Source organism: Burkholderia aenigmatica, assembly GCF_048627025.1.
GTDB lineage: Bacteria > Pseudomonadota > Gammaproteobacteria > Burkholderiales > Burkholderiaceae > Burkholderia > Burkholderia aenigmatica.
Genome location: NZ_CP184468.1, coordinates 2,647,479 through 2,663,314 on the forward strand (window position 1 = coordinate 2,647,479; position 15,836 = coordinate 2,663,314).

At 67.0% G+C, this 15,836-nt stretch carries 18 protein-coding genes; 9 read left to right on the forward strand and 9 right to left on the reverse strand.

Annotated elements, in window-relative coordinates:
• Positions 1-13: 13 nt before the first annotated feature.
• The 7 genes from kdpB to ACN8ZM_RS12420 form a co-directional block, all read right to left on the reverse strand.
• The gene (kdpB, locus tag ACN8ZM_RS12390) at positions 14-2,098 is read right to left on the reverse strand and encodes a potassium-transporting ATPase subunit KdpB (RefSeq protein WP_089450966.1); all 2,085 of its coding nucleotides are present in this window, start codon (positions 2,096-2,098) and stop codon (positions 14-16) included.
• A 54-nt stretch (positions 2,099-2,152) separates the two neighbouring features.
• On the reverse strand, positions 2,153-3,958 hold the full coding sequence (gene kdpA / locus ACN8ZM_RS12395) for a potassium-transporting ATPase subunit KdpA (protein WP_089450967.1): 1,806 nt from the start codon (positions 3,956-3,958) through the stop codon (positions 2,153-2,155).
• Positions 3,955-4,047, reverse strand: a complete 93-nt coding sequence (gene kdpF / locus ACN8ZM_RS12400) for a K(+)-transporting ATPase subunit F (protein ID WP_006752209.1) — start codon at positions 4,045-4,047, stop codon at positions 3,955-3,957. Before kdpF ends, kdpA begins: the two co-directional genes overlap by 4 nt.
• The gene (locus tag ACN8ZM_RS12405) at positions 4,044-4,166 is read right to left on the reverse strand and encodes a hypothetical protein (RefSeq protein ID WP_277405124.1); all 123 of its coding nucleotides are present in this window, start codon (positions 4,164-4,166) and stop codon (positions 4,044-4,046) included. The genes kdpF and ACN8ZM_RS12405 overlap by 4 nt, the downstream gene beginning before the upstream one ends.
• 192 nt (positions 4,167-4,358) lie before the next feature.
• Positions 4,359-5,333: a quinone oxidoreductase family protein gene (locus ACN8ZM_RS12410; RefSeq protein WP_301767573.1), complete on the reverse strand. Its 975-nt coding sequence runs from the start codon at positions 5,331-5,333 to the stop codon at positions 4,359-4,361.
• Positions 5,334-5,510: 177 nt separating this feature from the next.
• Entirely contained in the window at positions 5,511-5,903 is a 393-nt protein-coding gene (locus ACN8ZM_RS12415; RefSeq protein ID WP_043188929.1) for a methylglyoxal synthase, read from the reverse strand.
• Between the two features lie 48 nt (positions 5,904-5,951).
• Positions 5,952-6,731 carry an SDR family oxidoreductase gene (locus ACN8ZM_RS12420; RefSeq protein ID WP_043188931.1) on the reverse strand — a complete coding sequence of 260 codons (780 nt, stop codon included), beginning with the start codon at positions 6,729-6,731 and terminating at the stop codon, positions 5,952-5,954.
• A gap of 230 nt (positions 6,732-6,961) precedes the next feature.
• Between ACN8ZM_RS12420 and upp the strand changes: the two genes are divergently transcribed.
• The 9 genes from upp to rng all read left to right on the forward strand — a co-directional run bounded on the left by upp (position 6,962) and on the right by rng (position 14,820).
• Positions 6,962-7,612: a uracil phosphoribosyltransferase gene (gene upp, locus ACN8ZM_RS12425; RefSeq protein WP_043188934.1), complete on the forward strand. Its 651-nt coding sequence runs from the start codon at positions 6,962-6,964 to the stop codon at positions 7,610-7,612.
• Positions 7,613-7,830: 218 nt separating this feature from the next.
• The gene (locus ACN8ZM_RS12430) at positions 7,831-8,559 is read left to right on the forward strand and encodes a YebC/PmpR family DNA-binding transcriptional regulator (RefSeq protein ID WP_011352741.1); all 729 of its coding nucleotides are present in this window, start codon (positions 7,831-7,833) and stop codon (positions 8,557-8,559) included.
• Between the two features lie 104 nt (positions 8,560-8,663).
• The gene (gene purD / locus ACN8ZM_RS12435; RefSeq protein WP_089450970.1) at positions 8,664-9,941 is read left to right on the forward strand and encodes a phosphoribosylamine--glycine ligase; all 1,278 of its coding nucleotides are present in this window, start codon (positions 8,664-8,666) and stop codon (positions 9,939-9,941) included.
• Between the two features lie 117 nt (positions 9,942-10,058).
• Positions 10,059-10,982 (forward strand): oxygen-dependent coproporphyrinogen oxidase, encoded by a 924-nt coding sequence (hemF, locus tag ACN8ZM_RS12440; RefSeq protein ID WP_043188940.1) that lies wholly within the window; start codon positions 10,059-10,061, stop codon positions 10,980-10,982.
• Between the two features lie 28 nt (positions 10,983-11,010).
• Positions 11,011-11,712, forward strand: coding sequence for a nicotinate-nucleotide adenylyltransferase (locus ACN8ZM_RS12445; protein ID WP_080741790.1), 702 nt, complete (start codon positions 11,011-11,013; stop codon positions 11,710-11,712).
• A gap of 4 nt (positions 11,713-11,716) precedes the next feature.
• Positions 11,717-12,163 (forward strand): ribosome silencing factor, encoded by a 447-nt coding sequence (rsfS, locus tag ACN8ZM_RS12450; protein WP_043188944.1) that lies wholly within the window; start codon positions 11,717-11,719, stop codon positions 12,161-12,163.
• A gap of 25 nt (positions 12,164-12,188) precedes the next feature.
• Complete coding sequence (rlmH, locus tag ACN8ZM_RS12455) at positions 12,189-12,659, forward strand: 23S rRNA (pseudouridine(1915)-N(3))-methyltransferase RlmH (RefSeq protein WP_011352746.1); 471 nt, start codon at positions 12,189-12,191, stop codon at positions 12,657-12,659.
• Positions 12,660-12,710: 51 nt separating this feature from the next.
• The gene (locus ACN8ZM_RS12460; RefSeq protein WP_043188946.1) at positions 12,711-13,343 is read left to right on the forward strand and encodes a Maf family protein; all 633 of its coding nucleotides are present in this window, start codon (positions 12,711-12,713) and stop codon (positions 13,341-13,343) included.
• A gap of 7 nt (positions 13,344-13,350) precedes the next feature.
• On the forward strand, positions 13,351-14,820 hold the full coding sequence (gene rng, locus ACN8ZM_RS12465; protein ID WP_043188949.1) for a ribonuclease G: 1,470 nt from the start codon (positions 13,351-13,353) through the stop codon (positions 14,818-14,820).
• 78 nt (positions 14,821-14,898) lie between these two features.
• Here the strand turns inward: rng and ACN8ZM_RS12470 are convergent, their stop codons facing one another.
• The gene (locus ACN8ZM_RS12470; protein ID WP_089450974.1) at positions 14,899-15,279 is read right to left on the reverse strand and encodes a DUF1493 family protein; all 381 of its coding nucleotides are present in this window, start codon (positions 15,277-15,279) and stop codon (positions 14,899-14,901) included.
• A 1-nt stretch (position 15,280) separates the two neighbouring features.
• Positions 15,281-15,712, reverse strand: coding sequence for an STM2901 family protein (locus ACN8ZM_RS12475; RefSeq protein ID WP_205824183.1), 432 nt, complete (start codon positions 15,710-15,712; stop codon positions 15,281-15,283).
• Between the last annotated feature and the right edge of the window lie 124 nt (positions 15,713-15,836).

Consider the following 15,836-nt stretch of genomic DNA (forward strand, 5'->3'; position numbering starts at 1 on the left):
AAGTACGGCCGGCTCAGGCCCAGCCGAGTGCAGCGAGCGTCATGTCGATCAGCTTGATGAACGGGAACGGCAGCAGCACGCCGCCGAGGCCGTACACCAGCAGGTTGCGGCGCAGGAGCGACGCGGCGCCGAGCGGCCGGTACGTGACGCCCTTCAGCGCGAGCGGGATCAGCGCGACGATGATCAGCGCGTTGAAGATCACCGCCGACAGGATCGCGGATGCCGGCGACGTCAGGTGCATGATGTCGAGCACGCGCAGCTGCGGGTACGTCGTCACGAACGCGGCCGGGATGATCGCGAAATACTTCGCGATGTCGTTCGCGATCGAGAACGTCGTCAGCGAACCGCGCGTCATCAGCATCTGCTTGCCGATCTCGACGATCTCGATCAGCTTCGTCGGGTTCGAGTCGAGGTCGACCATGTTGCCGGCTTCCTTCGCCGCCTGCGTGCCGGTGTTCATCGCCACGGCGACGTCGGCCTGCGCGAGCGCCGGTGCGTCGTTGGTGCCGTCGCCCGTCATCGCGACGAGGCGCCCTGCGGCCTGGTGCTCGCGGATCGTCGCGAGCTTGGTTTCCGGCGTCGCTTCCGCGAGGAAATCGTCGACACCCGCTTCCGCCGCAATTGCCGCGGCCGTCAGCCGGTTGTCGCCCGTCACCATCACGGTCTTGATGCCCATCTTGCGCAGTTCCGCGAAGCGCTCCTTGATGCCGCCCTTCACGATGTCCTTCAGCTCGATCACGCCGAGCACGCGCGCCGCCCCTTCATGCAGGTCGGCCACGACGAGCGGCGTGCTGCCACGGCGCGCGACTTCATCGACCGCGCGGCGCACTTCTTCCGGGAAGCGGCTGCCGTGCGTCTCGACGTAGTTGCGGATCGCGTCGGCCGCGCCCTTGCGGATTTCACGGCCCGGCAGGTCGACGCCGCTCATCCGCGTCTGCGCGGAAAAGCCGATGAACGTCGCATGCAGTTGCCCCATGTCGCGCTGGCGAATGTTGAAGCGCTCCTTCGCGAGCACGACGATGCTGCGGCCTTCCGGCGTTTCGTCGGCGAGCGACGACAGTTGCGCGGCATCGGCCAGCGCTTCCTCGGTCACGCCCGGCGCCGGCACGAACGTCGATGCCTGGCGGTTGCCCAGCGTGATCGTGCCGGTCTTGTCGAGCAGCAGCACGTCGACGTCGCCAGCGGCTTCCACCGCACGGCCCGACGTCGCGATCACGTTCGCCTGCATCATCCGGCTCATCCCGGCCACGCCGATCGCGGACAGCAACCCGCCGATCGTCGTCGGAATCAGGCACACGAGCAGCGCGACGAGCGCGGTGATCGTCACCACGTGGCCGGCCTTCATCGCCTCGACCGAGAACATCGAGAACGGCAGCAGCGTTGCGGTGGCCAGCAGCATCACGATCGTCAGCGCGACGAGCAGGATCGTCAGCGCGATCTCGTTCGGCGTCTTCTTGCGCTTTGCGCCTTCGACCATCGCGATCATCCGGTCGAGGAACGCCTCGCCGGGGTTCGCGGTGACCTTGACGACGATCCAGTCGGACAGCACGCGCGTGCCGCCCGTCACCGACGAGAAGTCGCCGCCCGATTCGCGGATCACCGGCGCGGATTCGCCGGTGATCGCCGATTCGTCGACCGACGCGACGCCATCGACCACCTCGCCGTCGGCCGGGATCACGTCACCCGCTTCGACGAGCACGACGTCGCCCTTGCGCAGCTCGGTCGCGGTCGTGATGCGGATCGGCGACTTCGGATGCGGCTCGTTGAGCTTCTTCGCCATCACGTCTTTCTTCGCGCTGCGCAGCGACGCGGCCTGCGCCTTCGAGCGCCCTTCGGCGAGCGCTTCGGCGAAGTTCGCGAACAGCACGGTGAACCACAGCCACAGCGCGATCGCGAGGATGAAGCCCGCGGGCGCCTCGGCCTGGCCGGCGAGCGCCGCGATCCACAGGATCGTGGTCAGAATGCTGCCGACGTACACGCAGAACATCACCGGATTGCGGAACTGCGTGCGCGGCGTAAGTTTCTTGAACGAGTCCACGATCGCCGGGCGCAGCAGCGCCGGATCGAACATGGACCGTGTTGCGGAATGTTGAGTCATTGCGATCTCTTCAATCTCTTCAGTCTTTTCAATGTGTCGCCATACGGGCGCGCATTACGCGCCCAGCCACATCATCAGGTGCTCGACGCCCGGGCCGAGCGCAAGCGCCGGCACGTAGGTCAGCGCGCCCACCAGCAGCACGGTGCCGAGCAGCAGCACGACGAACAGCGGACCGTGCGTCGGCAGCGTGCCGCTCGTCACCGCGATGCGCTTCTTCGCGGCGAGCGAGCCGGCGATCGCCAGCACCGGCACGATCGTGCCGAAGCGGCCGAACCACATCGCGATCGCGGTCATCCAGTTGTAGAACGGCGTGCCGACCGTCAGGCCCGCGAACGCGCTGCCGTTGTTGTTGGCGGCCGAGCTGAACGCGTACAGGATTTCCGAGAAGCCATGCGGCCCCGGGTTCGCGATGCCGGCCTTGCCCGCATCGGCGAGCACGGCGATCGACGTGCCGACCAGCACCAGCAGCGGCGTGAGCAGCACGACGATCGACACCATCTTCATCTCGTACGACTCGATCTTCTTGCCGACGTATTCCGGCGTGCGGCCGATCATCAGGCCGGCGACGAACACCGCGAGCAGCGCGAACACGAGCATCCCGTAGAGACCGGAGCCGACCCCGCCGTAGATCACTTCGCCCAGTTGCATCAGCAGCATCGGCACGAGGCCGCCGAGCGGCGTCAGCGAATCGTGCATCGTGTCGACCGCGCCGCACGACGCGGCCGTCGTCGCGACCGTGAAGATGCCGGTCTGCGCGATGCCGAAGCGCGTTTCCTTGCCTTCCATGTTGCCGCCCGGCTGCAGCGCGCTCGTCGACTGGTCGACGTGCAGCGCGGCGAGCGTCGGGTTGCCGCCCTGCTCGGCGCTCACCTCGACACCGATCGCGATCACGAACGCGACCGTCATCGCCGCGAGCACCGCGATGCCCTGCCGGCGGTCGCCGATCACGCGGCCGAACACGAGACACAGCGCGGCCGGGATGATCAGGATCGAGAAGATCTGGATGAAGTTCGCGAACGGCGTCGGGTTCTCGTACGGGTGCGCGGAGTTCGCGTTGAAGAAGCCGCCACCGTTGGTGCCGAGCATCTTGATCGCTTCCTGCGACGCGACCGGGCCCATCGCAAGCGTCTGCTTCGTGAGCTGGGTCGGCACCGTCACCGGGTTGCCCTTGTCGTCCTTCACCGGATTGCCCTGCGCGTCGAGCTTCGGCGCCGCGTAGGTGCTCGTCTGCAGCACCGGCACGTCCTCATACGCCTTCATGTTCTGGATCACGCCCTGGCTCATCAGCAGCGCGGCGATGACCACCGACATCGGCACGAGCACGTACATCGTCACGCGCGTGAGGTCGACCCAGAAGTTGCCGATCGTCTGCGCGGTATGACGTGCGAAGCCGCGGATCAACGCAATCACGACGACGATGCCGGTCGCCGCCGACAGGAAGTTCTGCACGGTCAGGCCGAGCATCTGCGTCAGGTAGCTGACGGTCTGCTCGGGCGTGTAGTCCTGCCAGTTCGTGTTGGTGACGAAGCTGACGGCCGTGTTGAACGCGCCGTCGACCGTCATCGCGCCGAACTGCTGCGGGTTGCCGGGCAGGAAGCCCTGCAGGCGCAGCAGGCCGTAGAGGAACAGCGCGCCGAGCGCGTTGAACGCGATCGTCGCAACCGCGTACTGCTTCCAGTTCATCTCGCTGCCGGCGTCGACGCCGGCGATGCGGTACAGCGCGCGCTCGAGTGGCCCGAACACGCGCACGACACGCGAGCTGCCGTCCATCACCGCGGACAGGTAGCGCGCGACCGGAACGGCCGCCGCCAGCAGCACGACGATGAAGAGCACCGTTTGAAAGAGATTGTTCGCGTTCATTCGATGTCCTCCGCGCGCAGCAGCGCAAAGACGAGATACGCGAACAGCAGGGCCGTCGAGGCACCCGCCAGCCAAAGCATCCAGGTCATGCTCGCCCCCCGCGACCGTATTGCACGAGCTTGTTGCAACCGGCAATCAAACCGAGGATCAGCGCGGTGAAGAGCACCAGTGCGCCGATGAAAACCCCATCCATTTTTCTGTTCTCCATCGTCGAAATCAGACGACTAGAACCTTATGGGAACGCACGTAAAGGACGGGTCAAAGGTATCGGGGCGGGTATAAAAAACGCGTAAACGTGGAATTCAGCGGGGGACGGCAGAAACCGGAAGGCGGACCGGACGGCACGCTGGCGCCGCCCGGACAAGCGCGTGCCGGCATGGCGCCGGCACGGAGGGACGGGTCAGGGAACGAGGATCGTCGAGCCGGTGGTCTTGCGCGCTTCGAGATCTTCATGCGCGCGGGCGACTTCCGCGAGCGGATAGCGCTGGTTGATGCTCGTCTTCACCTTGCCCGACAGCAGCACGTCGAACAGCTCGGCGGCAGCGGATTCGAGATCGGCGCGCTTCGCGATGTACGAGAACAGCGTGGGTCGCGTAAAGAACAGCGAGCCGCGCGACGAGAATTCCTTCGAGTCGATCGGCGGCAGCGGGCCCGACGCATTGCCGAAGCTGACGAACAGCCCGAGCGGCGCGAGGCTGTCGAGCGAGCCGATGTAGGTGTCCTTGCCGATCGAGTCGTAGACGACCGGCACGCCCGCGCCGTTCGTGATCTCCTTCACGCGCTGCGTGAAGTTCTCGCGCGTGTAGACGATCGGATGGTCGCAGCCGTGCGCCTTCGCGAGCGCGGCTTTCTCGTCGGAACCGACCGTCCCGATCACGGTCGCGCCGAGCGCCTTCGCCCACTGGCATACGAGCAGGCCGACGCCGCCGGCTGCCGCGTGGATCAGGATCGTGTCGCCGGCCTTCACCGGATACGTGCGGCGCAGCAGATAGTGCGCGGTCAGGCCCTGCAGCATCACCGACGCCGCGTCGTCGTAGCTGATGCCGTCCGGCAGCTTTACGAGCCGCTCGGCCGGCATCACGCGCTCCTGCGCGTACGCGCCCGGCGGCTGCCCGACGTACGCGACGCGGTCGCCCGCCTTGAGCGTGGTCACGCCTTCGCCGACGGCCGTCACCTCGCCCGCCGCCTCCATCCCGAGACCGCCGGGCAGCGCTTGCGGGTAAAGGCCGGTGCGGAAATAGACGTCGATGTAGTTGAGGCCGACCGCATGCTGCCGGATGCGGACTTCACCCGCCTTCGGCTCGCCGACCTCGACATCGACCCACTTCATCACGTCCGGGCCGCCCGGCTGGTCGTATCGGATTGCTTTCGGCATCGTTTCGCTCCTCGTTTCTGATTCGGTCAGGGAAAAATCCGGGTCGCCGATACGCGAACCGGCCGATTCAGGCGGGAACCGGGCGGCAGGCGCGCGTCGCGACGCACGATTCTCGCCCGACGCCGCCAACCGTGCATGGCCCTGCCGCCATCAGGGGCAATCGGGCGCGAACTGCGCCTAGCAGACGTCCTGCATGTTGCGCGCCAGATCGTCGAGCAGCATCCGCGCGGTGGCGACGTTGGTCGCGACCGGCACGTCGTGCACGTCGCACGCCCGCACGAGCGCGGTGATGTCGGGGTCGTGCGGCTGCGCGGTCATCGGGTCGCGCAGGAACACGACGATGTCGATGCGGCCGTCGGCCAGTTCCGCACCGATCTGCAGATCGCCGCCGAGCGGCCCCGACAGCTTGCGCTCGACTTCGAGCCCGTGCGCGTCCGCGATGCGGCCGCCCGTCGTGCCGGTCGCCACCAGCCGGCATTGCGCGAGCGTCGTGCGGAATTCGCCCGCGAGCGCGACGATTTCGTCTTTCTTCGCGTCGTGCGCAATCAATGCGATGCGGGGTTTGCTCATCTCCAGATCCTTCGTTTGAGGTTGTCGTCGTGAAAGGCGGTGCGCGCGTCAGAACGTGCCTGGATACGCGCCGCCGTCGAGCAGCCAGTTCTGCCCGGTGATGTAGCCGGCATGCACGCTGCACAGGAACGCGCACGCCGCGCCGAATTCCGCACGCGTGCCGAGACGGCCGGCCGGAATGTCCTTCGTGCGCCGCGCGCGCAGCTCGTCGACCGTCACGCCCTGCGCCTTCGCCGACGCGGCGAGCGTGGTCGCGATCCGGTCGGTGTCGAACAGGCCCGGCAGCAGGTTGTTGATCGTCACGCCCTGCCCCGCGACCTTGCGCGACAGCCCCGCGACGAAGCCGGTCAGCCCCGAGCGCGCGCCGTTCGACAGCGCGAGCACGTCGATCGGCGCCTTCACGGCCGAGCTCGTGATGTTGACGATCCGGCCGAAGCCGCGCGCGATCATCCCGTCGAGGGTCGCGCGGATCAGCTCGATCGGCGTCAGCATGTTCGATTCGAGCGCGCGGATCCAGTCGTCGTGTGAGAAGTCGCGGAAGTCGCCGGGCGGCGGGCCGCCGGCATTCGTCACGAGAATGTCCGGCTGCGGGCAGGCGGCGAGCGCAGCCGCGCGCCCGTCCGGCGTCGTGATGTCGCAGGCGACCGAAGTCACCGACACGTTCGCGCCGGCGCGGATCTCCTCCGCGGTTTCCTCCAGCGTGTCGCGCGTGCGCGCGACGATCACGAGGTTCACGCCCTCGGCGGCCAGCGCTTCCGCGCAGCCGCGACCGAGCCCCTTGCTGGCCGCGCACACGAGCGCGGTCTTTCCTGCGATGCCGAGATCCATCGTCGATTCCTTGGTGGCGACACGCGCCGGCACGGCCCCGGCGTGCCGGCGCATGAACCGCGGGCGGGTCAGGCGGGCAATCGGGCGGGCGCGGGCGCGCGGATTGTCGTGAGACGTCGATATTATCCGGATCATGCGGCGCGCCTTGGTAAAATTGCGGACATAAGCGCGCGGCCGGCTTGCGCCCGCCGCCGCCCCCGATCCTCTTTTGCCGCCAAGGCGCCCCCGTCATGAAACAGGACAGCCGTTTCCCGAATCTCTTCATCACCGATCACCCGCTGATCCAGCACAAGCTCACGCACATGCGCGACAAGGACACGTCCACGCGCACGTTCCGCGAGCTGCTGCGCGAAATCACGCTGCTGATGGGTTACGAGATCACCCGCAACCTGCCGATCACGACCAAGCGGGTCGAAACCCCGCTCGTCGAGGTCGACGCACCGGTGATCGCGGGCAAGAAGCTGGCGATCGTGCCGGTGCTGCGCGCGGGCATCGGGATGTCGGACGGCCTGCTCGACCTGGTTCCGTCCGCGCGCGTCGGCCACATCGGCGTGTACCGCGCCGAGGATCACCGCCCGGTCGAGTACCTGGTGCGCCTGCCGGATCTGGAAGACCGCATCTTCATCCTGTGCGACCCGATGGTCGCGACCGGCTACTCGGCCGTGCACGCGGTCGACGTGCTGAAGCGCCGCAACGTGCCGGCCGCGAACATCATGTTCGTCGCGCTGGTCGCCGCGCCCGAAGGCGTGCAGGTGTTCCAGGACGCGCACCCGGACGTGAAGCTGTTCGTCGCGTCGCTCGATTCGCATCTGAACGAGCACGCGTACATCGTGCCGGGCCTCGGCGACGCGGGCGACCGCCTGTTCGGCACCAAGAACTGACGCACCGGCACGGCCGCGCGGCGCGCGGCACGGCACGCGACGGCCTGCCCGGCCGTTCGGCCATGCGCGGCGGCCCCGATCCGGCGGTCGCCGCGTGATAAAATCTCGATCCACTCGACACGCGCGGCCCCGCGGCTTCATGCCCGCCGAAACGGCCGCCGATTCAACGACACATTGAAACAATCGCCCGCGCTGCGCGCCCGGGCACGGAGAAAGGTATGGCTGGTCATTCGAAATGGGCCAACATCAAGCATAAGAAGGCAGCGGCCGACGCGAAGCGCGGCAAGATCTGGACCCGCCTGATCAAGGAAATCCAGGTCGCGGCGCGCCTCGGCGGCGGCGACGTCAACTCGAACCCGCGCCTGCGCCTCGCGGTCGACAAGGCGGCCGACGCGAACATGCCGAAGGACAACGTCAAGCGCGCGATCGATCGCGGCGTCGGCGGCGCGGATGGCGCGAACTACGAGGAAATCCGTTACGAAGGCTACGGCATCAGCGGCGCGGCGATCATCGTCGACACGCTGACCGACAACCGCACCCGCACGGTCGCGGAAGTCCGCCACGCGTTCTCGAAGTTCGGCGGCAACATGGGCACCGACGGCTCGGTCGCGTTCATGTTCGATCACGTCGGCCAGTTCCTGTTCGCACCGGGCACGTCGGAAGACGCGCTGATGGAAGCCGCGCTCGAAGCCGGCGCGAACGACGTGAACACGAACGACGACGGTTCGATCGAAGTGCTGTGCGACTGGCAGGCATTCTCGGCGGTGAAGGACGCGCTCGAAGCCGGCGGCTTCAAGGCCGAACTCGCCGAAGTGACGATGAAGCCGCAGAACGAAGTCGAATTCACCGGCGACGACGCGGCGAAGATGCAGAAGCTCCTGGACGCGCTCGAGAACCTCGACGACGTGCAGGACGTGTATACGAACGCCGTCATCGTCGAGGAATGATGTGCCGGCCGCCGTGCTCCTGTCGCGGCGGCGGCCCGACCGAATCCGCGGCCGGCGCGCCTGAGCGTGCCGGCCGCCCTGTTTTCTAGTCTGCGGGGAATCCCATGAAACTACTCGTCGTCGGTTCCGGCGGCCGCGAACATGCGCTGGCGTGGAAGCTCGCGCAGTCGCCGCGCGTCCAGATGGTCTACGTCGCGCCCGGCAATGGCGGCACGGCGCAGGACGAGCGTCTGAAGAACGTCGACATCACGGCGCTCGACGAACTCGCCGATTTCGCGGAACGCGAAGGCGTCGCGTTCACGCTCGTCGGGCCGGAAGCGCCGCTCGCGGCCGGCATCGTCAACCTGTTCCGCGCACGCGGCCTGAAGGTCTTCGGTCCGACCCGCGAAGCCGCGCAGCTCGAGAGCTCGAAGGATTTCGCGAAGGCGTTCATGAAGCGCCACGGCATCCCGACCGCCGAGTACGAGACGTTCTCCGACGTGGCCGCCGCGCACGCGTACATCGACGCGAAGGGTGCGCCGATCGTCGTGAAGGCCGACGGCCTCGCGGCCGGCAAGGGCGTCGTCGTCGCGATGACGCTGGAAGAAGCACACGAAGCCGTCGACATGATGCTGTCGGGCAACAAGCTCGGCGACGCCGGCGCGCGCGTCGTGATCGAGGAATTCCTCGATGGCGAGGAAGCGAGCTTCATCGTGATGGTCGACGGCAAGCACGCGCTGGCACTGGCATCCAGCCAGGATCACAAGCGCCTGCTGGATGAAGACCGCGGCCCGAACACCGGCGGCATGGGTGCGTACTCCCCTGCCCCGATCGTCACGCCGCAGATGCACGCACGCGTGATGCGCGAGATCATCATGCCGACGGTACGCGGGATGGAGAAGGACGGCATCCGCTTCACCGGCTTCCTGTATGCGGGCCTGATGATCGACAAGGAAGGCAATCCGCGCACGCTGGAATTCAACTGCCGGATGGGCGACCCGGAAACGCAGCCGATCATGGCGCGCCTGAAGAGCGATTTCTCGAAGGTCGTCGAACAGGCGATCGCGGGCACGCTCGACACGGTCGAACTCGACTGGGACCGCCGCACCGCGCTTGGCGTCGTGCTGGCCGCGCACGGTTATCCGGACGCGCCGCGCAAGGGCGACCGCATCAACGGAATCCCGGCCGAAACCGAGCAGGCGGTTACGTTCCATGCGGGCACGACGCTCGACGGCGACAAGCTGACGACGGCCGGCGGCCGCGTGCTGTGCGTGGTCGGCCTCGCCGATTCGGTACGTGAAGCGCAGCAGCATGCGTACGAGACGATCAACCAGATCAATTTCGAAGGCATGCAGTACCGCCGCGACATCGGCTTCCGCGCGCTCAACCGCAAGAGCACCTAAGTCGCAATCGCCGCCCCGCCCTCGCGCGGCCGCGGCCCCTCTGCCGGGGTTCGATAGAATGCCCGGCAGAAGCTTTTTTTACGGCCCCCGCTTCGGGTGGGGGCACCCAGTCCAGACATGACCGATTCGACCTACGACGTAGCGCGCGTGCGCACGTACCTCCAGGGCCTGCAGACACGCATCGCCGACGCGCTCGGCGCGCTCGACGGCACACCGCTCGCGACCGACGCATGGCAGCGCGGGCCGGACGAACGCCTGCGCGGCGGCGGCTGCACGCGGATTCTCGAAGGCGGCCGCGTGTTCGAACGCGCGGGGATCGGCTTTTCCGACGTCGCGGGCGATGCGCTGCCGCCGTCGGCGAGCGCGGCGCGCCCGCAGCTCGCGGGGCGCGGTTTCGAGGCGCTCGGCGTGTCGCTGGTGCTGCACCCGCGCAATCCGTACTGCCCGACCGTGCACATGAACGTGCGGATGCTGATCGCGACGAAGCCGGGCGAAGAGCCCGTGTTCTGGTTCGGCGGCGGCATGGATCTGACACCGGTTTACGGTTTCGAGGACGACGCCCGGCATTTCCACCAGACCTGCAAGGATGCGCTCGATCCGTTCGGCGTCGAGCTCTACCCGCGCTTCAAGCAATGGTGCGACGAGTATTTCTTCCTGAAGCACCGCAACGAGATGCGCGGCATCGGCGGGATCTTCTTCGACGATTTCTCGGAGCCCGGTTTCGAACGCTCGTTTGACATGATGCAAAGCGTCGGCGACGCGTTCCTGCAGGCCTACCTGCCGATCGTCGAGCGCCGCGCGGAGCTGCCGTACGGCGAGCGCGAGCGCGACTTCCAGGCGTACCGCCGCGGCCGCTACGTCGAATTCAACCTCGTGTTCGACCGCGGCACGCTGTTCGGCCTGCAAAGCGGCGGCCGGACCGAGTCGATCCTGATGTCGATGCCGCCGGTCGCGAACTGGCGCTACAACTGGCAACCCGAACCGGGTTCGCCGGAAGCGCGCCTGTACAGCGACTTCATCGTGCCGCGCGACTGGGTCTGACCCCTGCTTCAAGAGAAAGGACGCGTTTCTGGACACCACCGCCCGCCCCGCCCCGCTGCCGCGTCGTATCGGCCTGCTGGGCGGCACTTTCGACCCGATCCACGACGGCCATCTCGCGCTCGCCCGCCGGTTCGCCGAGCTGCTCGGCCTGACCGAACTCGTGCTGCTGCCCGCCGGGCAGCCGTACCAGAAGCGTGACGTGTCGGCCGCCGAGCATCGGCTCGCGATGACGCGCGCGGCCGCCGGCTCGCTGTCCGTGCCGGGCGTGACCGTGACCGTCGCCACCGACGAGATCGAGCACACCGGCCCGACCTACACGGTCGAGACGCTCGCGCGCTGGCGCGAGCGGATCGGCCCTGACGCGTCGCTGTCGATGCTGATCGGCGCCGATCAGCTCGTGCGCCTCGATACGTGGCGCGACTGGCGCAAACTGTTCGATTACGCGCACATCTGCGTGTCGACGCGCCCGGGCTTCGACCTCGGCGCGGCGCCGCCGGACGTCGCGCAGGAAATCGCCGCGCGGCAGGCCGGCGCCGACGTGCTGAAGGCCACGCCGGCAGGCCACCTGCTGATCGATACGACCCTTTCGTTCGACATTGCCGCGACCGACATCCGCGCCCACCTGCGCGAATGCATCGCGCGCCATGCGCAAATGCCCGACGCGTCGGCCGAGCATGTGCCGGCCGCCGTATGGGCCTATATTCTTCAACATCGCCTCTACCATTCCTGAATCCATGGATATTCGCAAACTGCAGCGCGTGATCGTCGACGCCCTCGAAGACGTCAAGGCGCAAGACATCAAGGTGTTCAACACCAGCCACCTGACCGAACTGTTCGACCGCGTGGTCGTCGCTTCGGGCACCTCCAACCGCCAGACCAAGGCCCTCGCGTCGAGCGTGCGTGACAAGGTCAAGGAAGCCGGCGGCGACATCGTCAGCTCCGAGGGCGAAGACACCGGCGAATGGGTGCTCGTCGACTGCGGCGACGCGGTCGTGCATATCCTGCAACCGGCCCTGCGCCAGTACTACAACCTCGAGGAAATCTGGGGCGACAAGCCCGTGCGGATGAAGCTCGGCGGCGGCAAGGGGAACGGCTTCGCCACGGCCAGCGAAAGCGACGAGGACGAAGAGGAAGCCGCGCCCGCACGCCCGGCGCGCAAGACGGCCGCTCGCCGCCGTTGAGCCCCGAGTCGTTACGCATCTCCCGATGAAGCTTTTCATCCTTGCGGTCGGCCACAAGATGCCGGGCTGGATCGCATCCGGCTTCGACGAATACACGAAGCGGATGCCGCCCGAGCTGCGCATCGAGTTGCGCGAGATCAAGCCCGAACTGCGTTCGGGCGGCCGCAGCGCCGAAAGCGTGATGGCGGCCGAGCGGCAGAAGATCGAGGCCGCGCTGCCGAAAGGCGCGCGCCTCGTTGCGCTCGACGAGCGCGGCCGCGACTGGACCACGATGCAGCTCGCGCAGGCACTGCCCGGCTGGCAGCAGGACGGCCGCGACGTCGCCTTCGTGATCGGCGGTGCCGACGGGCTCGATCCGGAACTGAAAGCCCGCGCCGACACGCTGCTGCGTATCTCGAGCATGACGCTGCCGCACGGGATGGTGCGGGTGCTGCTCGCCGAACAGCTTTACCGGGCGTGGAGCATCACGCAGAATCACCCCTACCACCGCGCATGACGTGTCGTCCTCGAGACGCGCGCCACGCGCGCTCACCGAGATAACGACACCATGCCGTCCAGCACGTCCCCCGCGCTTTTCCCGACGCTTTACCTCGCTTCGCAAAGCCCGCGCCGCCAGGAGCTGCTGCAGCAGATCGGCGTGCGCTTCGAGCTGCTGCTGCCGCGCCCCGACGAGGACGCCGAGGCGCTCGAGGCCGAGCTGCCCGGCGAAGCCGCCGATGCCTACGTGCGGCGCGTGACCATCGCGAAGGCCGAGGCTGCGCGTGCGCGCCTCGTCGCGAGCGGCAAGCCCGCCTCGCCGGTGCTGGTCGCCGATACGACCGTCACGATCGACGGTGCGATCCTCGGCAAGCCGGCCGACGCCGACGACGCGCTCGCGATGCTGACGCGCCTCGCGGGCCGCGAACACGCGGTGCTGACCGCCGTCGCGGTGATCGATGCCGACGGCGAACTGCTGCCGCCCGCGCTGTCGCGCTCGTCGGTGCGCTTCGCAACCGCGTCGCGCGACGCGTATGCACGCTACGTCGAATCGGGCGAGCCGTTCGGCAAGGCCGGCGCGTATGCGATCCAGGGACGCGCGGCCGAATTCATCGAGCGAATCGACGGTTCCCATTCAGGTATCATGGGTCTGCCCCTTTTTGAGACTGCCGCGCTGCTCCGCACCGCGCGCGTCGCCTTCTGAACCCACCATGAACGAAGAAATCCTGATCAACCTCACGCCGCAGGAAACGCGGGTCGCACTCGTCCAGCAAGGCGCGGTGCAGGAGCTTCACGTCGAACGCACGCTGTCGCGCGGGCGAGTCGGCAACATCTATCTCGGCAAGGTCGTGCGCGTGCTGCCCGGCATGCAGTCGGCGTTCATCGACATCGGCCTCGAGCGCGCGGCGTTCCTGCACGTCGCCGACATCTGGCATCCGCGCCTCGCGGGCGAGCCGCAGTCGGGCGCGCCGCACCAGCCGATCGAGAAGATCGTGTTCGAGGGCCAGACGCTGATGGTCCAGGTGATCAAGGATCCGATCGGCACGAAGGGTGCGCGGCTGTCGACGCAGGTCAGCATCGCCGGCCGCACGCTCGTCTATCTGCCGCAGGAGCCGCATATCGGCATCTCGCAGAAGATCGAGAGCGAGGCCGAGCGCGAGGCCGTGCGTGCGCGTCTGACGGCCGTGATCCCGGCGGACGAGAAAGGCGGCTACATCGTGCGCACGATCGCCGAGGATGCCACCTCCGACGAGCTCGCGGGCGACGTCACGTACCTGCGCAAGACGTGGGCGACGATCGTCGCGCAGGCGCAGCGGCTGCCGGCGACGAGCCTGCTGTACCAGGATCTCGATCTCGCACAGCGCGTGCTGCGCGATTTCGCGAACGACGACACGACGCGCATCCAGGTCGATTCGCGCGAGACCTACCAGCGCCTCTCGGAATTCGCAGGCGAGTTCACGCCGGCCGTGAGCCCGAAGCTGCACCACTACACCGGCGAGCGGCCGCTGTTCGACCTGTACAACATCGAGACGGAGATCCAGCGCGCGCTGTCGCGCCGCGTCGACCTGAAGTCGGGCGGCTACCTGATGATCGACCAGACCGAGGCGATGACGACGATCGACGTGAACACCGGCGGCTACGTCGGTGCGCGCAACTTCGACGACACGATCTTCAAGACCAACCTCGAGGCCGCGCACACGATCGCGCGGCAGCTGCGGCTGCGCAACCTCGGCGGGATCATCATCATCGACTTCATCGACATGGAGAACGCCGAGCATCGCGACGCGGTGCTCTCCGAGTTGAAGAAGGCGCTGTCGCGCGACCGCACGCGCGTGACGGTCAACGGCTTCTCGCAGCTCGGGCTCGTCGAGATGACGCGCAAGCGCACGCGCGAATCGCTCGCGCACGTGCTGTGCGAGCCGTGCCCGACCTGCCAGGGCAAGGGCCAGGTGAAGACGTCGCGCACCGTGTGCTACGACATCCTGCGCGAGATCCTGCGCGAGTCGCGGCAGTTCAACCCGCGCGAATTCCGCGTGATCGCCGCGCAACAGGTGATCGACCTGTTCCTCGACGAGGAATCGCAGCATCTCGCGATGCTGATCGACTTCATCGGCAAGCCGGTGTCGCTGCAGGTCGAGTCGAACCTGAGCCAGGAGCAGTACGATATCGTGCTGATGTAACGGCCGTTCGAGTGCGGTTGCGCGAATCCTGCCCGACGCGGCTCGGATTTCGCGCAGCCTGCATGCATTGGCGAACGGCTATTCCTCGCGGGTTGCATCCCGTGCGAAGCGCTCGATCGCGTCGGTATCCCATCGGCCGAGACGCATTGCTTCCTCCAGCATGCCAAGCGTAAGCGGCACGCGTTCCGGGTCACGATATTTCGACGAAAGCAGCCCAAGGAACGTTCGGACCATATCCAGCGTTTCCGGACCGATGTATCGCTGATACGGGAAATGCTCGATGTCGATCCCGAAGGTCTCGCCCCACTTGTCGATAAATTCGATCGCATCGATTCCCGTGATGCGGAGGTCTTCTTCCATCCGACTTGACTGTGACAGCTTCAACGGACCGCCAAAGAGCGGGCGCCCCAATTCCTCTCGCGCGAATGCTTCGAGTCGACCCCATGCCGTGTCCGTCATCTCAGAGCACCCTGTCTTCCGGTTTTGCAACGCTGTTGTAGACCTGCATCGTATTCCACATGACGACTCCAGCATCGGTGGCTAGCATGATAGTGCCGACAACCGGCACTGCACGCCCGACGAACGCACCGAGGTTACGAGTCATCGCGATTCGCACACCACCGGCTCCGGCTTTCGTGATGGTCGGCAACCGAATTCCAACGTTGAACGGCAGCGCTTTGCGAGCGACAACCGACACAACGGATGTGCCGGCCACCGCGCCGCTCAGCTTGCCGGGAATTGGCACATCGTTCTGTCCCAACAGGACGGCAGCCGCAGCGCCGAGGTCGTGAAAGCCAAACCGTTTGCAAACCTGATTCACGGCGACCCAGAAAAACAGATCCCCAGGCGTGAGATCGACATGTCGCCCGTATGAATAGCGATTGTCGGACATACGGCCCTCGTTGTTGTTCGAATAGCCGCAGACCTTAACAAAGCCGAACACGCGCGCCATCCCTGTATCATTCGGTCATGCGTGCAATGGGCCGCTTGACCAGGCCACACGGCGAAAGGCGCAT

What these genes read in the sequence shown, in the direction of transcription:
- ACN8ZM_RS12420 (WP_043188931.1), bottom strand. Translation starts at nt 6,731, where the DNA reads ATGGATCTCGGCATCGCAGGAAAGACCGCGCTCGTGTGCGCGGCCAGC.
- rng (WP_043188949.1), top strand. Translation starts at nt 13,351, where the DNA reads ATGAACGAAGAAATCCTGATCAACCTCACGCCGCAGGAAACGCGGGTC.
- hemF (WP_043188940.1), top strand. Translation starts at nt 10,059, where the DNA reads ATGACCGATTCGACCTACGACGTAGCGCGCGTGCGCACGTACCTCCAG.
- kdpB (WP_089450966.1), bottom strand. Translation starts at nt 2,098, where the DNA reads ATGACTCAACATTCCGCAACACGGTCCATGTTCGATCCGGCGCTGCTG.
- ACN8ZM_RS12430 (WP_011352741.1), top strand. Translation starts at nt 7,831, where the DNA reads ATGGCTGGTCATTCGAAATGGGCCAACATCAAGCATAAGAAGGCAGCG.
- ACN8ZM_RS12475 (WP_205824183.1), bottom strand. Translation starts at nt 15,712, where the DNA reads ATGTCCGACAATCGCTATTCATACGGGCGACATGTCGATCTCACGCCT.
- ACN8ZM_RS12470 (WP_089450974.1), bottom strand. Translation starts at nt 15,279, where the DNA reads ATGACGGACACGGCATGGGGTCGACTCGAAGCATTCGCGCGAGAGGAA.
- kdpA (WP_089450967.1), bottom strand. Translation starts at nt 3,958, where the DNA reads ATGAACGCGAACAATCTCTTTCAAACGGTGCTCTTCATCGTCGTGCTG.
- ACN8ZM_RS12460 (WP_043188946.1), top strand. Translation starts at nt 12,711, where the DNA reads ATGCCGTCCAGCACGTCCCCCGCGCTTTTCCCGACGCTTTACCTCGCT.
- ACN8ZM_RS12405 (WP_277405124.1), bottom strand. Translation starts at nt 4,166, where the DNA reads ATGGAGAACAGAAAAATGGATGGGGTTTTCATCGGCGCACTGGTGCTC.
- rsfS (WP_043188944.1), top strand. Translation starts at nt 11,717, where the DNA reads ATGGATATTCGCAAACTGCAGCGCGTGATCGTCGACGCCCTCGAAGAC.
- rlmH (WP_011352746.1), top strand. Translation starts at nt 12,189, where the DNA reads ATGAAGCTTTTCATCCTTGCGGTCGGCCACAAGATGCCGGGCTGGATC.
- kdpF (WP_006752209.1), bottom strand. Translation starts at nt 4,047, where the DNA reads ATGACCTGGATGCTTTGGCTGGCGGGTGCCTCGACGGCCCTGCTGTTC.
- purD (WP_089450970.1), top strand. Translation starts at nt 8,664, where the DNA reads ATGAAACTACTCGTCGTCGGTTCCGGCGGCCGCGAACATGCGCTGGCG.
- ACN8ZM_RS12415 (WP_043188929.1), bottom strand. Translation starts at nt 5,903, where the DNA reads ATGAGCAAACCCCGCATCGCATTGATTGCGCACGACGCGAAGAAAGAC.
- ACN8ZM_RS12410 (WP_301767573.1), bottom strand. Translation starts at nt 5,333, where the DNA reads ATGCCGAAAGCAATCCGATACGACCAGCCGGGCGGCCCGGACGTGATG.
- upp (WP_043188934.1), top strand. Translation starts at nt 6,962, where the DNA reads ATGAAACAGGACAGCCGTTTCCCGAATCTCTTCATCACCGATCACCCG.